The 17,413-nt window shown below is 60.9% G+C and carries 18 protein-coding genes; 7 read left to right on the forward strand and 11 right to left on the reverse strand.

The genetic code is table 11. From position 1 onward, the window contains the following. The first annotated feature begins 47 nt into the window (after positions 1–47). From AC07OP_RS21070 to AC07OP_RS21100, 7 genes are all read left to right on the forward strand, one after another. Entirely contained in the window at positions 48–770 is a 723-nt protein-coding gene (locus AC07OP_RS21070) for a pirin family protein (RefSeq protein ID WP_495102384.1), read from the forward strand. A gap of 145 nt (positions 771–915) precedes the next feature. Next, positions 916–1,224 carry a hypothetical protein gene (locus tag AC07OP_RS21075; RefSeq protein ID WP_495102385.1) on the forward strand — a complete coding sequence of 103 codons (309 nt, stop codon included), beginning with the start codon at positions 916–918 and terminating at the stop codon, positions 1,222–1,224. A gap of 175 nt (positions 1,225–1,399) precedes the next feature. Then, the gene (locus AC07OP_RS21080) at positions 1,400–1,942 is read left to right on the forward strand and encodes a thioesterase family protein (protein WP_065941947.1); all 543 of its coding nucleotides are present in this window, start codon (positions 1,400–1,402) and stop codon (positions 1,940–1,942) included. Between the two features lie 296 nt (positions 1,943–2,238). Beyond that, the gene (locus AC07OP_RS21085) at positions 2,239–2,967 is read left to right on the forward strand and encodes a winged helix-turn-helix domain-containing protein (protein ID WP_281111900.1); all 729 of its coding nucleotides are present in this window, start codon (positions 2,239–2,241) and stop codon (positions 2,965–2,967) included. Further along, the gene (locus tag AC07OP_RS21090) at positions 2,960–3,652 is read left to right on the forward strand and encodes an EAL domain-containing protein (RefSeq protein WP_495102386.1); all 693 of its coding nucleotides are present in this window, start codon (positions 2,960–2,962) and stop codon (positions 3,650–3,652) included. The genes AC07OP_RS21085 and AC07OP_RS21090 overlap by 8 nt, the downstream gene beginning before the upstream one ends. 32 nt (positions 3,653–3,684) lie before the next feature. Then, on the forward strand, positions 3,685–4,257 hold the full coding sequence (locus tag AC07OP_RS21095; protein ID WP_115488236.1) for a winged helix-turn-helix domain-containing protein: 573 nt from the start codon (positions 3,685–3,687) through the stop codon (positions 4,255–4,257). Positions 4,258–4,481: 224 nt separating this feature from the next. Continuing rightward, complete coding sequence (locus tag AC07OP_RS21100; RefSeq protein ID WP_065941943.1) at positions 4,482–5,873, forward strand: undecaprenyl-phosphate glucose phosphotransferase; 1,392 nt, start codon at positions 4,482–4,484, stop codon at positions 5,871–5,873. Between the two features lie 207 nt (positions 5,874–6,080). Here AC07OP_RS21100 and AC07OP_RS21105 read toward each other — a convergent pair whose 3' ends face one another. From AC07OP_RS21105 to AC07OP_RS21155, 11 genes are all read right to left on the reverse strand, one after another. Continuing rightward, positions 6,081–8,156, reverse strand: a complete 2,076-nt coding sequence (locus tag AC07OP_RS21105; protein ID WP_495102387.1) for a YjbH domain-containing protein — start codon at positions 8,154–8,156, stop codon at positions 6,081–6,083. Then, a complete protein-coding gene (locus AC07OP_RS21110; protein ID WP_495102388.1) occupies positions 8,153–8,920 on the reverse strand; it encodes a capsule biosynthesis GfcC family protein in 768 nt (255 codons plus the stop codon). Before AC07OP_RS21110 ends, AC07OP_RS21105 begins: the two co-directional genes overlap by 4 nt. Then, on the reverse strand, positions 8,917–9,570 hold the full coding sequence (locus AC07OP_RS21115) for a YjbF family lipoprotein (RefSeq protein ID WP_223841601.1): 654 nt from the start codon (positions 9,568–9,570) through the stop codon (positions 8,917–8,919). Before AC07OP_RS21115 ends, AC07OP_RS21110 begins: the two co-directional genes overlap by 4 nt. A 12-nt stretch (positions 9,571–9,582) precedes the next feature. Continuing rightward, a complete protein-coding gene (locus tag AC07OP_RS21120) occupies positions 9,583–10,695 on the reverse strand; it encodes a polysaccharide biosynthesis/export family protein (protein WP_495102389.1) in 1,113 nt (370 codons plus the stop codon). Positions 10,696–10,782: 87 nt separating this feature from the next. Continuing rightward, positions 10,783–11,022 (reverse strand): hypothetical protein, encoded by a 240-nt coding sequence (locus AC07OP_RS21125; RefSeq protein WP_141155232.1) that lies wholly within the window; start codon positions 11,020–11,022, stop codon positions 10,783–10,785. A 178-nt stretch (positions 11,023–11,200) separates the two neighbouring features. Further along, entirely contained in the window at positions 11,201–12,610 is a 1,410-nt protein-coding gene (locus AC07OP_RS21130) for a mannose-1-phosphate guanylyltransferase/mannose-6-phosphate isomerase (protein WP_141155233.1), read from the reverse strand. Positions 12,611–12,633: 23 nt separating this feature from the next. Further along, on the reverse strand, positions 12,634–13,092 hold the full coding sequence (locus AC07OP_RS21135) for a GDP-mannose mannosyl hydrolase (protein WP_141155234.1): 459 nt from the start codon (positions 13,090–13,092) through the stop codon (positions 12,634–12,636). 5 nt (positions 13,093–13,097) lie between these two features. After that, complete coding sequence (locus AC07OP_RS21140; protein WP_495102390.1) at positions 13,098–14,306, reverse strand: glycosyltransferase WbuB; 1,209 nt, start codon at positions 14,304–14,306, stop codon at positions 13,098–13,100. Then, complete coding sequence (fcl, locus tag AC07OP_RS21145) at positions 14,306–15,283, reverse strand: GDP-L-fucose synthase (RefSeq protein WP_065925164.1); 978 nt, start codon at positions 15,281–15,283, stop codon at positions 14,306–14,308. Before fcl ends, AC07OP_RS21140 begins: the two co-directional genes overlap by 1 nt. A gap of 2 nt (positions 15,284–15,285) precedes the next feature. Beyond that, positions 15,286–16,407: a GDP-mannose 4,6-dehydratase gene (gmd, locus tag AC07OP_RS21150; protein ID WP_027608681.1), complete on the reverse strand. Its 1,122-nt coding sequence runs from the start codon at positions 16,405–16,407 to the stop codon at positions 15,286–15,288. 69 nt (positions 16,408–16,476) lie between these two features. Continuing rightward, positions 16,477–17,412, reverse strand: a complete 936-nt coding sequence (locus AC07OP_RS21155) for a glycosyltransferase family 2 protein (protein ID WP_027608682.1) — start codon at positions 17,410–17,412, stop codon at positions 16,477–16,479. Position 17,413 lies beyond the last annotated feature (1 nt).

The raw sequence follows: 17,413 nt of genomic DNA on the forward strand, positions 1-17,413 counted from the left end.
GCAAGCGCCCTGCATCTCGCAGCCCGCGCTCACTTGAGGACACCACCATGCTGACCCTTCGCAAAGCTTCCGAACGCGGCGCCGCCAATCACGGTTGGTTGAAGTCGTTCCACACTTTCTCGTTCGCCAACTATTGGAACCCCGATGAACAGGGTTTTTCCGACCTGCTGGTGATCAACGACGACCGCGTCGCGGCCGGCAAAGGCTTCGGCCAGCACCCGCACCGCGACATGGAGATTTTCTCCTATGTGCTTGAAGGCGCCCTGGAACACAAGGACACCCTGGGCACCGGCTCGGTGATCCGCCCCGGCGATGTGCAACTGATGAGCGCCGGCAGCGGCGTGGCCCACAGCGAGTTCAACCACAGCCAGACCCGTGGCGTGCACTTCCTGCAAATCTGGATCGTACCCGCCGTGGCCGGTGCCGAACCGCGCTATCAACAGGAGCACTTCAGCGCGGCGCAGAAACAAGGGCGCCTGCAACTGATCATCTCGCCGGACGGCAGCAACGGCTCCCTGACCGTGCGCCAGGACGCCAGGGTGTACGCCGGGCTGTTCAACGGCGACGAAGCCGCGACCCTCGACCTGCCGCCGGATCGCCACGTGTACATCCATGTGGCTCGGGGCAGCGTGGACATCAACGGCCAGCGCTTGCAGGAAGGCGACGGTGCCCGCGTGCGCGATGAGCGGCAAATCCGCCTGAGCCAGGGCCAGGATGCCGAGGTGCTGGTGTTCGACCTGCGCCCTCAGGAACGGCCACAGATGCCGTGACCGGCGCGGCGATGGCCCTTTGAAACGGGCCATCGCTGGCATCGATAGTCACCATCAGCCCAATGAAGTTCTCTTAAAAAATGCAACGCGTAACATCAACCCCATACCCGGCAACACCCCACTAAAACACTTGGAGCACACCCTCATGAAACGCCAAATCTTGCTTAGCCTCGCTTTCTCGGTACTCGCTGCAAACGCATTTGCCCACCCTGTTGTTGCTGAAGGCGGCGCGGATCGCCTGATCGAAAGTCGTGTTGCCGAAGGCGGGGCTGACCGTCTGCAAGGCAATCGTGTAGCCGAAGATGTTGCCGATCGCCTGCAAGGCAATCGCGTAGCCGAAGATGGTGCCGATCGCCTGCAAGGCAATCGCGTAGCCGAAGGCGGTGCCGACCGTCTGCAGGAACGTGGCCTGGCAGAAGGCGGTGCCGATCGCCTGCTGGACAACCACGCTTGATACCGCAGCGTTTGCGAGATCCCCAAACCGGCCTGATCAGCCGGTTTTTTTTCGTCTGCCTCATCAGAGAAGTCACCGAATTGCGCTTTCCTGCGCAAATAAGTCATTTACGGACCTACCATGGCCGACTCCAGGTCCTTAAAGTGCTGCCACTGAGCAATTGACGGGCGTACTTATGAATCTCTGGTTGCGTTTGCTGTACATGCTCTGCCGCCGCCCATGGCGAACCCCCGCCCACGGCCTGGCCACCACGGTGGTGCGCATGCGGGTGTGGCCCCTGGACCTGGATATCAACCGGCATGTCACCAATGGCCGGTACTTTTCACTGGCGGATGTCGCACGCATGGATTTCGTCTTGCGTACCGGTGCCTTTCGCGTCGCCCTGCGCCACAAGGCCCTGCCCATCGTGGGCGACACCTGGGGCAAGTTTCGACGGGAGTTGAAGCTGTTCGAGGTGTTCGAGGTGCACACCCGCATGCTGGGCTGGGACGCGAAGTGGAGCCTGATGGAACACCGTTTTATCAGTCGCGGTCGCGTAGTCGGCGTGGTGGTGATGCGCGGGCTGTTCCGCTCGGCCAAGGGCACTTTGCCTCCGGGTGAGTTCGTGCGGGAACTGGGTCTGGACGAGGCATCACCGCCGATGCCGCAATGGTTGATCGACTGGGCGCAGAGTTGCGATGACATGAGCGTGCAGTTGCGGGAGGAGGAATTGACCTGAGGATGCCACCTTCCCAGCCCCTGTTAGCGCCGCATAAATGGGCAAGGCTTAAACCCTGCCCCGCTCAAAAAATCGTTAGGGCTAAAATACTTACCGCGCATTACAAATTTGCACTAGCCTATGTGTAAGTTCAGGTAAAGATCCTCGAAACAACCGCCTCCCCCCTCGCTTCGCCATCAAAAATAACGTGATGAATGTTAAAATTTGTCACGTTTGAGCGTATTCAATTCGATTAGTATCTAAATGCTAGCAGCGATTGAACTGATGGCCTTGCATGCCAGAAAAGGGAGTAGGTGATGCATTTTTCCAATGTCCTCGCTATTGCACGGACTCCATCGAAATCGGAGGACTTTCGGGCGCTGATAGTTCGTACTGTACCGAATGATTTAAAAATCGATACACGATGCTACGGGCAACTAACCGAGTCCTTGGAAAGTCATAAGCATTACCGCGCCATTATTATAGAAATTGATACACCCTCTGCCAGCAATCAGACCCTGGACATTATCAGAAAGACCCGCAGCGATAATCCGGGCTGCACGATATTCGTTGTCGTGACCTTTGCCTCCACACTGAGCAAGACAAAATATTATCTGGCCGGTGCTGACTATTGCATCAAAGCGCTGGAAACCTCTGCCGAAAAAGAACTAAGCCTGTTTGATGCGTTTTTGAGTGAAAGCGCTCGACTGAAACGTTGTGGCCTGGTGCTGGATCAGGATCGCATGTGCATCTATGGCGAAGGTAAAAAGCTGGAAATATCCTTCGTCGAGATGAAAGTTCTCGAAGCCCTTATTCAGAACAGGCTGCTGAGTCACAATGAAATTGCGGCGGTCATGGGGCTTAACACCAAGTACTACGACTCCAGGGCACTGGAAAAGTCTATCAGTCGACTGCGCAGTAAGATCAAGGCGCACTACGGCGACAATATCATCCAGAACATCCGCGGCTACGGCTACAAACTCAGCAGCGGTCTTATTTGCGCCAGCCATTTCCAACGTTCCAGGGAGCGGTCGGACCGTGAATAACGAGCAACTATCACCTGCATACGCGGTGGACTTCACGCTGGTCCGGCAGGCCATCGTCGAGCGTACGCATGCTCTATGGGGCAGCGAAATCAGCGTAGTGGGCAGCGGCCACCGCGAGCAACTCGAGGATGCTTACCGTGAGGCGCTGCAACGCAGCCACCCACGCCACAAAGCCCTCCAGCAGGTGGGCCACCGGCTTGTGAATATAGACCAGGCTGCCTTGATGAACGAGCCTCTGGTCAAGGACATCATTGCAGCCGCCCACCGCCTGAAAACCCACGGCCAGACCTTGACACTCAGCCTCCACAACCCGCTGGGCGCACTCCCGGATCCTGCAGAACGCCGGGGCATGGTGCGCCAACTGTATAAGCTCAAAGACCAGGGTTGTATCAAGCTGGCCTACAGTGGCTACACACTCGATACAACACGCGGCGACCTGTTGATCGAGCTGGACCTCTACGACTACATAAAAATGCCTTTCCCCGACTCCGCCCTCCGGCTGAGCCTGAACACGCGGTCGGGCCTGTTCGATCGGCTCTACGACCACATGCTTGAGCTGATCAATGCCACGGGGGTGCGTTTCATTGCCGACCATGTCGAGTTTTGCGACAGCGCAATGTTGGCTAAAAACCTGCCATTCAAATACTTTCAGGGCGGGTATTACGCCCCAGCTGATCGCTTATAAAAACCTGCCTCTCACTGATCTCGGTGGACACTATGAGCTCCCTCAAGAAATACGCCTTCACTCCGACACTCCCGGCTATCGCACTGCAGGACTTCACCCCCAGTGCAGAAACGTTCCACTACGATTTGAACGCGCTGGCGACGCACTCCATCACCTTGCTCTCACACCCTTTTAACGCCGCGCGGCAAGAAGCAAGAATGCCTACGCCCAAGACTCCCGACGACCTGGGGGATCCCCACTCTCGTTCCATGGACATCGGCCTGGAAAGAACTCAACTGTATCCCCAGGATTTCTGGTTACTTACCCAGCATGACCGAACGCTGGTCAAAGGCGGCCTGCGCATTTCGCTGACCGCCATTGAGTCGGCCTTGATTAAAAAGATGCTGAACCACGAAGACCGTGTGGTCAGCAAAGAAGAACTGATCCGTAATATCGGGCGCGAGCCGGAATACTATCGCGGCTTGGAGATGTGCTTGAGTCGCCTGCAGGAAAAGTTCAAGCGAGCCAACGAAGGCGAACGTTTATTTCGCGCCGTCAGAAATCGCGGTTATTGCCTGACACAGAAAATCAAGAAGCCATTAGAGCCGACCCAAGCGCGCCGCTAAAATAATAAATACATCAGACCTTATCACGCACCCTGCCTACTACCACCCTCTTCTACCTGCCTTTTTATAACATCAGCGCCATAACAACATCCTTGCGACCTTGTTATAAGTCGTCAGCCACTGCCCCCCGCCGTTCATTACTATCCAAGGGTACGCGCGTGCGCGTGCCCGCCTGTTGATTAAACCCTGCCACCACGTGCGTGGTCACCACCGGGAGCAGAACTATGTTGAACAATACTAGAATGCATCGCAACCTGACCCCCAAGGGTTTAACGTTTTGGGGCCAGTGGACATTGGCATCGGGATTGGTGGTTACAGCGTTATTCATGTTGGTCTTTTTAAAGACCGGCCAACTTGAATACAACTACCGAGCGCTGGCCGCATTTACCATATTGGCATCTCTTCCGGCGTATAGCCTGTGTGACGTCTACAGTAAAAAAGATGACTACGGCGTGGGCCTGGGACGACTGTTCATGGGCTGGCTGCTGACCGTCGCAATAGTGTTTATCGTGGGCATGGCGTGCAATGCAAGTTCATTATTTCCTTGGGAAACCTTATTACTCTGGGCGGCAATCAGTTATCCGTTACTGGCCCTGTGCTATATCCCTTTACATAGCCTGTCCCGGTATTACCACCGCCAACTTCACGAGCGCCAAAAGTCATTGATCGTGGGTACCGGCAAGCTTGCCGTGGACCTGGCCAGAACCCTCTCCCGTCAAAAGCGTTCGCCCCTGGTGGGGCTCGTCGGCAACCCTGCCGGCGCCGCGGAGGGTGCGCAATCGCAGATTCTGGGCGAGCTGCCGCAACTGCCCCAATTGATCCGGCAACACGGCATCCGCCGGCTCTACATCACCCATTCATTGCAGGACGCCACCCACATTGAGGCGTTGTACCTCAACCTGCTGGAGATCAGCGTGGATGTGATCTGGGTGCCCGACCTCAATAACATGCTGCTGCTCAACCATTGCGTGGCCGAAGTGGATGGGCTGCCGGCGATCTACCTCAACGAAAGCCCGCTGACCAGCCGCCCCACTGCTGCACTGAGCAAGTCGCTGCTGGACAAGAGCCTGGCGGCTCTGGCGATCATCGTGCTGAGCCCGTTACTGCTGCTGGTCGCCCTGCTGATCAAGCTCACCTCCCCCGGCCCGGTGATCTTCAAGCAGGACCGCCACGGCTGGAATGGCGAGGTGATCAAGGTGTGGAAATTCCGCTCCATGCGTGTGCATGACGACCATGAGGTACGCCAGGCCAGTCGCAACGATTCACGCATTACGCCGGTGGGCCGGTTTATCCGGCGCACCTCCATCGACGAATTGCCGCAGCTGTTCAACGTGCTGCAAGGCCACATGGCACTGGTCGGCCCACGCCCCCATGCGATTGCACACAACGACTACTACTCGGGGAAAATCCGCGCCTACATGGCCCGCCATCGGATCAAACCCGGCATCACCGGCCTGGCCCAGGTCAATGGCTGCCGGGGCGAGACCGAGACCCTGGAAAAGATGCAGCAGCGCGTCGACATCGACCTGCGCTACATCAATACCTGGTCGTTGTGGCTGGACATCAAGATCCTGCTGAAGACGCCGTTTACGCTGCTGTCCAAGGACATCTACTGATAGCCGACAATCAATACAGTTCAAATGTGGGAGGGGCTGCGCGGCAGCCCCAAAACCAGGTCCAGAGGAGTGCCTGATACACCGCATTCGTCTTCATCAGGGGCGCTTCGCCCCCCTACGCGGGCGGTGCGACGCTTCGCCAAGCCCGCTCACCACAAAGGTCCCAGTTTGCTGCGCGACAGCGCTACGTCGAAGAGGTAGTCGGGTCTATTCAGTGATCTTGTCGATGTTCTTGTAGAACAGCTCACTGTCGCGCCCATCGGTCATCGAATGCAGTGAGTAGGCGCGGTTCAAGCGAGCGCCGCCATCGCGGGTCAGCGGCGCCCATACCAGGTTGGCGCGCCGCATGGTCGACAGGCTCATCAACTCATCGAACGGAATGGACAGGTACAGGCCTTTGTCGAAGCTGCCTTCGCCGTACTCTGCGCTGGATGCAGTGGTGCGGGTGATCCACGCGCCAATCCGTACACCATTGTTGAATTCCCGCGACAGGTCCAGGGTCGCGCCCCAGTCCCTGGCCAGGTAGCGCCCCACACTCAAGGCGCCCTGAATGTTGAACGGCAGATCGGTATAGCCGGTGATATGCCCGGTGACGGTGCGGTAATCGCGCAAGCTGAAATCCTGCTCGAAACCACGCTGACGCACGTAGTTCAGGTCGGCTCCCAACGCCCAGCGCTGGCCCATGGGGCGGTACAGCACTTCACTGCCGACGCCGGCGTACATCGACTCCAGCAAACCACCGTAGACCATACCGTAGAGGTCCTGGTCCAACTGCTGCGCATGGTTGAGCTGGAAGGTCGGCAGGGTCACATCGGAGGAGGTCATGTACCGGCGCAGGTCGGTCCGCACCCGGGGCAAGCCACTGGGCGCATCGTAGGTAAACCCGTCGTAGTTGTTCAGCAGGTTGACGCTGAGCAGACCGCTCCACCAGGTAGTGCGGGTGAAACGATACTCGCCGTCGAGGTCGGCGGACACCTGGTAGAGCAAGCCATCCGGCCCGCCGACGTTCTGCTTGTAGCCCAGCCCCACACCATAGGTGAAGGGCTTGGGTGGCTGGGTGTACAGCACTGTCTGGCTGCGGTTGCTGGCGCGATTGACCTCGACCTGGCGATGCAGGTTCTGCAGGTCCTCGCGGTGGTTGACCACCTCGCGAAAGGTCTCGCGCGGCACGCTGGTTTCTTCGATCGGCATGGCGTAGCGCTCGCTCACCAGGGTGAACCAATCGATCTGGTCATTCACGCTGTTATCGAGAATCCGACTGGCGCGCCCCACCGCCTTGGCGCTGTAGAAGTAGCGCTGCTGTTCGCCGTACACCAACAACTCCGGCCCGCGCTGGGTAATGCGCTGCACGTTGTAGCCGGCATTGTCATGCAGGCGCTGGGAGACGGCGGCCCAGTCCACCTGGTCCATCGGCGTGGTCGGGGCCTTGGCAGGCAACTTGGGGGCCGGCGGGTCGTAGGTTTTTACCGGGGCCTTGCGGCTGACGAAATTGGTGTGCAGGGTGATGCCGAACATAGCGGTGTTGCCACGTTCCCAGGCGGCACTCACATCGATGGCGTCGGCCAGCTTGTAGACCAGGCCGAGGTTGATGGGCGAGTCCTGGCGCTGGTTGTTGTCGCGGGGTTCGTTCTGATAGTCGTTGCCCTCGTATTCCAGCTTGAGGCTCAGCGGTGCCCAGGGCGTCTGATAGGCAATCCCACCGAACAACGCGGGCCGGCCGCGAAAGTAGCCGTTGGAAAAACTGCCGGAGCCTTCGGCGGTGGGCCGCTGGTTGAAACGATCATCCAAGGCACCCAACGGGTTGCCGAAATCACCACGACTGCCCAGGTACCCCCAGGCGATGCCGGCACTGAAATCCACGTCACCGTAGCGCTTGTTGGCCACTAGGTACTCGCTGGAAAACAACCCGGTGCCACCCAGGTCCATGAACCCCAGCGCCACCTCGGGCAGCCAGTGGCTTTCCTGATACAGGCGCACTTTGGCGTCGACCGCCTTGTCCTTATAGCTCTGGCCGCCACTGAAGGACTCGGCGCCATAGGGGCGGTTGGTGATCGCGGTGTAGCGAAAGGTGCCCTCCAGCCAGTCCAGGGGTTGCGCCGAAAAACTGTAGCGGCTGTAGGGTTCGGTGCGGTTGGCATTCACGCTCAGTTCGCCGGCGGGCGCCATGCGGGCGGTGGGGGTTTGCAGCAGCCCGACGCCGCCGAAATCGCTTTGGGTGTAACGGGGATCGCCATGGGCGACGCCACAGGGCACCAGCAGCACGGCTGCAATACATAATTTCAAGGCGTGACCTCGGCCAGGGGTTGGGTGGCAAGAAACTCGGCCAGTTGCTGATTGAGTTCGGGGGTGAGCGGGTCCAGGTCGTCGCTGCGGATCGGCACCAGCAACGTACTGCCCGGTGCGGGAGGCGTGCCCTCCTCGCGATTCCATGCCGCGATACCCAGGCGCGTGACATGGCCGTCGGGCTGGATCAGCCACAGGTAATCGCGGTCCGCTTCCGCCAGGGCCGGACAGGCGTGGAGGTAATCGAGGGGCCGCTGCAGCGACTGGAATGCCAACGTGCAGGCTGCGGCGACGGCACCCACGACACGCACGCTGTCCGGCCTCGGCGGATAAACCAGGCGGTCGCCGTCACTGACCAGCGGGTTCGGCGCAAAGCCGACTTCCACCGCCACCGGATCCAGCATCGCCCGTTGGCGGCCGGTCACCGGCAAGGCCTGCACCTGTTGATAGAGCCGAGCCGCCGCATGCGCGCGACCTTCGCGACCGGCCGCCAACGCCGCACGCTGCAGGGTTTGCAGGTCAAACAGCACACCGGCCTTGAGCCGTGCCTGCTGTGCCAGCAAGGGTTGGCGCAGCCAGGCCGCACCGAGCCAATAGCCCTGGGCATCCGGTTGCGACGCGGTGATCACATCCAGCAAGCGCGCCTCGGGCGCCAAGGGGATCGGCCCCGGATTGCGCACCTTGCCACTGACGGTCATCGCCGCCAGGGACACACTGGCGCCACTGCACAACAGCACCAGCGCGGCCAATTTTCGCAGCATCATGGGGCATCCTTGCGAGTCGGTTGCAGTTGGGTAATGGTGAGCGTCAGGTCGGGCGTCAGGTGCTGCTCGCTCTGCACGATAAAACCGTCGCCGGGGTCGACCCAGTAACGGTTACGCGCGTGAAAGCCGGCGGCCTCGATGTCTTCATCCACCCGCAGCAAGGCATAGGATTTGTCGAGAATCTCGACGCTCTCCAGTCCCTGGCGCGTCATGCGGCTGTTGACCGTAACGCCCAGGCGATAGCCGTCCACCACGTCGATCTGGCGCGTGCTGCGATAGCCGTCCGGGACACGATGCAACCCCTGCTGGAACGGTGACCGGCCCTGCCAGCGCGTGCCATCCAGGTCAGTGCCCAGGCCCACCGTGCGCACCACCAGACCGTCGCGCAGCAGCAGCACCTGTTTGCCGGACGCCACCCAGAACTGCAGGTCGTCGCGCTGGCGGATCAACGCCATTACCCCTGCGCCGGACACCGTGGTGACCTTGATCTGGGGGAACGGCACCGCATCCACCTGGGCCTGGCTCAACACCAACGGCGGCGGGCCGCCGACGGCAGCCCTGAAGGTATCCAGCGAGGCCTGCATCAGCGGATTGCAGCCAGCCAACAGCCACGCCAACCCTGCGTACGTACCGATTTTCAGACTGTTCACGCAGGTACCACCCTATCGGCTGCTGGCTTCGCTCAGGTTGTTCTGGGTGGATGCACCAATGCCGATGATCGACGCGGACGGCACCAGTTGGCTGATAAAGCGGTTCCAGCGCGTGATATTCGCCGGGCCGACAAACACCACGTCCTGGGGCTGCACATCAAAACGCGTGGCCAGGGCCATGGCCGAGGGGGAGCCGGCTTCCAGCTGGAACACCTTGGCCGGTTCCACATCAATGTTCTGCGCGCCGCGAATCACGTAGATGGCATCGGCGTTGGAGGTGTTCTGGTTGACCCCGCCCACTGAACCCAGCACGTCGGAGAGGTTCATGCTGCGGGTCTTGAAACTCAGCGCACGGGGTTGCATCACCTCGCCCATCACGTAGATGCGCTTGCGGTCGTTGTAGGCCAGGTACAGCTGGTCGCCGTCCTTGAGGTAGATGTCATTCAGGCGCGACTGCTCAAGGTTGAGCGTGTCGAGGTCCAGGGTGTAGCGCTTGCCGCCACGGGTGAGGGTGAGGTTCGACAGGTCGGCGTTGATCGGGTCGATCCCGGCGGCGCCAAGGGCCTCGCTGACGTTCATGGCAATGGTGGTGAGGGGCACCGGCCCGGCCTTGATCACCGCGCCGCTGATCACCACTTTCTGGCTGGCAAAACGTAACACGCTGACATCCACCTGGGGGCTGTCGATGTACTGGCGCAGCTTGTCGGTGATCTCGCTGCGCAGCGCTTCAATGCTGCGACCCTTGGCAACCACCTCGCCGACGTAGGGGTAAAACAGGTTGCCCTCGGGGCTGACCAAGCGACCGTTGGCATCGATCTGCTGCTGCGGGCCGGATGGCGCGGTAAGTTCAGGGTGATCCCACACCGTGATATACAGCGCGTCATTGGCGCCGATCAAATACGGCCCGGGTTTATAACTCAAGAGTTCTGCAGGAATGGAATAAGGCACATGACTTGCCGCGTCCATGGCCAATAACTTTGGGGTAATCGGAATTAAATCCACGCGACTGTTTTCAGGCCCGCCCTCTTCGGTCAGGGCGGCCGTGTCCATAGATTGACCCGGGGCAAACATGCAGCCTTGCAATAATGCAGCGGCCACGGCTGCAATAGAAAAAATACGCATCATAGTGCTAGGACACTCGCGATAGACGACAAGAAAAAAAGACCACTTGGGCGGGGATTCCAAGCGGTCTTAAAAGCGGAGGGTGTACGACTAGTTGCTGGTACCCGTAGTGCCGGTGGTGCCGGTAGTACCCGTGGTGGTGCCGCCATTGGAGCTGCCGCCGCTGTTGGAAACAGCGGCAACACCGGCAACCAGGGCAGCGCCGACCAACAACGATTGCCCCACCGTAACGGTTCCGGCCACTGTGGTATCAAGCCCCAACGGTAACTCGTCGGCCATCGCCGAAGTACTCAAGACACCGAGTACCAGAATAGCCAGTGATTTTCTCATTTCAGACTCCTTATCATCAGTGAGCAGGCAAACCGATAGTGCCATTCAACTAAACAGCACACCAGACGGATAATATTCAGCCGACTTAGTTGAAAATAACGTTTTCCCGGCAAGCCCCGGCCTTCAATGCGTTGCGCCCGGCAAAGTTATTAAAAACGTTATTAATTGTCGGAAAACCTCAGGCCCTGCCGTACTTGTCTTCGAAGCGCACAATATCGTCTTCGCCCAGATAAGAGCCCGACTGCACTTCGATCAACTCCAGCGGGATCACCCCCGGGTTTTCCAGGGCGTGCACCTGGCCGATGGGGATATAGGTCGACTGGTTTTCCGACACCAGGTAAGTCTGTTCGCCATTGGTCACCCGCGCCGTACCGCTGACCACGATCCAGTGCTCGGCGCGATGGTGGTGCATCTGCACCGACAACTTGGCCCCCGGCTTCACCGTGATGCGTTTGACCTGATAGCGCTGGCCGTTGTCCACCGAGTCGTACATGCCCCATGGCCGGTACACCTCGCGGTGGTTGAGATGCTCATGGCGCCCGGCCTGCTTGAGCAGGTCGACGATGGCCTTGACCTGCTGCACCTGGTCCTTGTGGGCCACCAGCACTGCGTCCTTGGTCTCGACAATGATCAGGTCCTGCACCCCCACCGTGGCCACCAGCCGACTGTCGGCGTGGACGTAGGTGTCACGGGTGTCCAGGCTCAGCCCGTCGCCGCGTATCACATTGCCGCTGGCATCCTTTTCGCTGGCCTCCCACAACGCCGACCACGAGCCGATATCACTCCAGCCGGCCTGCAACGGCACCATCACCGCGTCATGGGTGTTTTCCATTACCGCGTAATCGATGGAATCGTCCGGGCACGCGGCAAAAGTCGCGGCATGCACGCGGGTGAAGGGTTGATCCTGGCTGCCGCCTTCCAGCGCCACGCGACAGGCCTCGAGGATCGCCGGTTGGAAGCGCTCCAGTTCCTCCAGGTAACGACTGGCGCGGAACATGAACATGCCGCTGTTCCAGTAATACCCGCCGCTGGCCAGGTACGCCGCAGCGGTGGCGGCGTCCGGCTTCTCCACAAAGCGCTTGACCCGATAACCGCCCTCGCCCGCCGCCGCGCCTTGTTCGATATAGCCGTAGCCGGTATGGGCGCAAGTGGGCGTGATCCCGAAGGTCACCAACTTGCCGTCACGGGCCAGCGGCAGCGCCACTTCCAGGCTGGCATGAAACGCCGGGACGTCTTCGATCAAATGGTCTGCCGCCAGCACCAGCAGGATCGGGTCCTGTGCCTCGGCCAGCGCCTTGCACGCCGCCAGCGCGATGGCCGGCGCCGTGTTGCGCCCCACCGGTTCCAACAGGATGCTGGCCTGTTCCATGCCCAACTGGCGCAATTGCTCGGCCACCAGGAAGCGATGCTGCTCATTGCAGATCAACTGCGGCAGCGCGACGTTGGCGCCTTCCAGCCGCGTGATGGTCTGCTGCAGCATCGACAGATGTGCGTCGGTCAATCGCAGGAACTGCTTGGGGTTCAGTTGCCGCGAAAGCGGCCACAGGCGCGACCCCGAACCGCCTGCCATGATCACCGGTAACAACATGAGAGCGTCCTCGGGAGAGAGAGTCAGAAATAGGCGCGAGTGTGTTCGTGCACCCGCGGGCTGATGCGCAGTTCATCTGCGGACCACCAGCGGTAATGCTGGTGTTGCTCCGTGGGCGGTTGCAGGGTCTGGCCTTCGCCCAGGTCCAGGCAATAGCCGAGCACCACGTAATGGGTGTTCGGCCCAGCCCCGGCGTTGGCGAACACGCTGTCGTCGTAGAAGTGCTCGTACACCCCCAGCAGCCGCGCCTCGGCGCGCTCGAACGGGTGTCCCAGTTCGTCGCGGGTGATGCGCCGGAAAGCGTTGTCGAGGTGTTCGTTTTTCTGGATACGCCCGCCGGGCACGAACCAGAAACCATAGGCCGGCCGATTGACGCGCAGGCCCAACAGGACCTCGCCACGGGCGTTTCTCACCACCAGGTCGATCGCCACCAGCGGCGTCGATGCCACGACCGTATTGAAGGTCGGTAAATCAAGCCACATACCCATCAGACCTGTGCCATAAAGCGTTGCAGAATACGTTCCTTGTCGAGGAACTCCTTGGCGTAGTTCAGCGCCACCTCATTGCGCGCGGGCAATCCCAGTGCCCGCTCGATCCCGATGTTCAGCGCCGCGACGGACTCCGGTTCAGCCAGCACCGCAATGCCCGGGTGTTCCTCGCACAGGCGGCCGAGGGTGGTGCCGGGGTCGGCGGTGATGATGGCGTGGCCGCCCACCGCGAGGATATTGGTCAACTTGGAAGGCAGCACCGCGTCCGCTACCCCGCGCTTCTGGATCACCAGGTGCACGTCGGCCGAGGCCAGCAGCACCGGCAAATCCTCGTAGGGCTGCAACGGCGCAAACAGCACGTTGCGCAGGCCATCGCGCTGTACACGCTCGAGCAAGCGGGCCTTGCCGGTGCCCTGGCCGACGATCAGGAACACCAGCTCCGGGCGATCGGCATAGGCCTGGGCGGCGTCAAGGATCAGCTCCAGGCCCTGCTTCTCGCCGATATTGCCGGCGTACAACAACACCCTTTGGCCCGGCGCCACACCCAGGCGCTGCAGCAGCCCGGGGCTGCGAGGCACCTGGCGAAAGCGGGCGGTTTCCGACCAATTGGGAAAGAACAGCAGGCGCTTGCCGTTCACGCCTTTGCACCGGGCCTTGTCGAGCATGCCGCTGGAAATCGTCGAGACCCGGTCAAAGCGCCGCAACAGCCAGCGTTCAAGCCCAAACGCCAGGCGCCGCACAAGGGAGCCGCCACCGATGCCGAGGCCGAACATCGCGTCCACTTCGTAATCCTGGATATGCAGCACCGAGCGCGCGCCACTGAGCCTGGCCAACAACAGTGCCTGGGGCGCACAAAACAGCGTGGGCACCACCAGGATCACCAGGTCCGGTTTCCAGCCCCACTGCCCCATGACCGCCAAAAACGAACTGGCAGAAAAGCTCATCAGGTGCAGCAGGCGCGTCAACGCCGTGGGCTGGCGTGGCACATACAGCGGGCAGCGAATCACCGTCACGCCGTCGTCCTGCTCGGTGCGAAAGCGCCACGGCGAATAGCCCTCGCCCACCTGCCACTGCGGGTAATACGGCGGCGCCGTCACCACTCGCACCTCATGGCCCTGGCCCGCCAGCCAGCGCGCCTGTTCACCGCTGTACTTGCCGATGCCGGTGAGCTCCGGGCTGTAGTTGATGCCGTACAGGAGGATCTTCATCAGTGGCCCCGAGGCTGTTCGAGGGCCGCGAGGTAGGCGTTGTAGGCGTCGCGCAGGCCCTCTTCCAGCGGCACATAGGCTTCCCAGCCGAGGGCATTGATCCGGCTCACATCCAGCAGCTTGCGCGGTGCTCCGTCGGGCTTGCTCGCGTCAAAGCGCAACTGCCCCTTGAAGCCGGTGACCCGCACCAGCGCCTGGGCCAGTTCGGCGATGGTGCAATCCACCCCGGTACCGACGTTCAAATGCGAACGCATCGGCTGGGTCTGCTCGCGGTAGCGTTCCTGGCTGAGCTCCATCACATGCACGCTGGCCGCCGCCATGTCATCCACATGCAGGAACTCGCGCCGTGGCTTGCCACTGCCCCAGATAACCACTTCCTCATCGCCGCGCTGGGTCGCCTCATGGAAGCGCCGCAGCAAGGCGGCGATCACATGGCTGTTCTGCGGGTGGTAGTTGTCGCCCGGCCCGTACAGGTTGGTGGGCATCACGCTGCGGTAATCGCGGCCATGCTGGCGGTTGTAGCTTTCGCACAGCTTGATCCCGGCAATCTTGGCCACCGCGTAGGGTTCATTGGTGGGCTCCAGCGCGCCGTCGAGCAACACCGCTTCGATCATCGGTTGCGGGGCATGCACCGGGTAGATGCAGGACGAGCCGAGGAACAACAGCTTCTCCACGCCATGGCTGTGGGCGGCGTGGATCACGTTGGCCTGGATCATCAGGTTCTGGTAGATGAAATCGGCCGGGTACGTTGCGTTGGCGTGAATCCCGCCGACCTTGGCGGCCGCCAGGTACACCTGGTCCACACGGTGCCGGGCGAAGTACGCCTGCACCGCGGCCGGGTCGAGCAGGTCCAGTTCGTCACGGCCGGCCGTGAGCAACTGTGTGTAGCCCAAGGCCCACAGGCGCCGCACGATGGCCGAGCCGACCATGCCGCGATGGCCGGCCACGAAGATCCGCGCATCAAAGTCACGTGCCATGCTCAGTTCTCCACGGCAATCGGTGCGTCATGCCCGTGCAGGCGCAACAAGGCGTGGCGCTGGGCGACCTTGAGGTCTTCGCGGACCATCTCCGCGCACATTTCCTGGGCGCTGATTTCCGGCACCCAGCCGAGCAGGCGCTTGGCCTTGGACGGGTCGCCCAACAGCGTCTCGACTTCCGCCGGGCGGAAGTAACGCGGGTCGACGCGTACAATCACATCGCCCACCAGGATGCCCGGCGCCAGGTCGCCGTCGATCCGCTCGACCACCGCCACCTCTTCCACGCCCTCGCCGACAAAGCGCAGATGCAGCCCCAGTTCCGCCGCCGACCAGCGAATAAAGTCGCGCACCGAATACTGCACACCAGTGGCGATGACAAAGTCCTCGGGGTGTTCCTGTTGCAGCATCATCCACTGCATGCGCACGTAGTCCTTGGCGTGGCCCCAGTCGCGCAGTGCATCCATGTTGCCCATGTACAGGCACTGTTCCAGGCCCAGGGCGATGTTGCTCAGGGCGCGGGTGATCTTGCGGGTCACGAAGGTTTCACCGCGACGCGGCGACTCGTGGTTGAACAGGATGCCGTTGCACGCATACAACCCATAGGCTTCGCGGAAGTTCACGGTGATCCAGTAGGCGTACAGCTTGGCCACCGCGTAGGGCGAACGCGGGTAGAACGGCGTGGTTTCCTTCTGCGGGGTTTCCTGCACCAGCCCGTACAGCTCGGAGGTCGAGGCCTGGTAGAAACGGGTCTTCTTTTCCAGGCCCAGCAGGCGGATCGCCTCGAGGATGCGCAAGGTGCCGAGGGCATCCACATCGGCGGTGTATTCCGGCGAATCGAAGCTCACCGCCACATGGGATTGGGCGCCGAGGTTGTAGATTTCATCGGGCTGGATCTGCTGGATGATACGCGTCAGGTTCGACGAATCCGCCAGGTCGCCATAGTGCAGGATCAGGTTTTTACGCAGGGCCTGGGGGTCCTGGTAAATATGATCGATGCGCTGGGTATTGAACGACGAAGAACGGCGCTTGAGGCCGTGCACGGTATAGCCTTTTTCCAGCAGCAGCTCGGCCAGGTACGAGCCATCCTGACCGGTGATCCCGGTAATAAGCGCGACTTTATTCATGTCTGTCTCCCAATTGATAGGCGAGCGAAGGCCGACACCCAGACTTGGGTGTTTGTTAAAAACGCTCAGTTACTTCGGTGTGGGCAGGTTCAAGTTATGGCCGGTCAACTTTGAGAGTTCCCGGACAATGGCTTCCTTATCGTTTAAGTGCGCAATCGCGGTTTCCAGTTCGAGCACTTTGGCGCCCACCAGAAAGCGGTACCAATAGCCCTGGAGCAGGTGATAGACCAGGCCGCTGCGGCCATCGAGAAACCCCAGCTGGATGATGTAGCGCCACAGGAAATACGCGGTGGAACTGAGGGTGAACGGCACGCGGTTGTACACGCGGTTCTTGACCAGGCGCTTGGCCTTGGCCTGGAACGAACTCTGCCCGGCATGCAATTCATCGCGTATCGCAAACAGCCCCAGCCGCGCGTTAAGCACTTCAATCGCTTCGCGGGTGGCGTACTGGTTGTGCTTGTGGGTGAAGAAGGTCAAGTCATGCAGGTTATGGTCGGCAAACCCGCCGTCGAGGGTGATGGTGCGGCCCTCGGCGACCGAGATGTGCTCGTCCATCCAACGGTCCTCCATGCGCCCCTGGCCGGTGCGCCACAGCCGCAGCATCTTCAACGGGTAGCGGCCGCCATGGCGCACCCAGCGCCCCATGAAGATATGCTTGCGCTTGAAGTTGATGCCGGTGATGTCGCGGGCCAGGGTCGGCAGCCGGGTATTGATCGCGGCGGCAAGGTCGGCCTCGATGATTTCGTCGGCGTCCAGGCGCATCGTCCAGTTGCCGGTAATCGGCAGGTGATCCAGCGCCCACTGGAACTGCTTGGCCTGGTTGACGAAGGCGTGCTGCACCACCAGCGCGCCATGGCGCCGGGCGATGTCGCAGGTGTCGTCGGTGGAAAACGAATCGACCACCAGCACTTCGTCGCTGAAGGCCCGTACCGACTCGATGGCCCGGGCGATATGCAGGCTTTCGTTGTAGGTGAGGATGATCACACTGACGGTTTCGCGCTTCATA

It is taken from the genome of Pseudomonas sp. GW821-FHT09D08, from assembly GCF_059416305.1.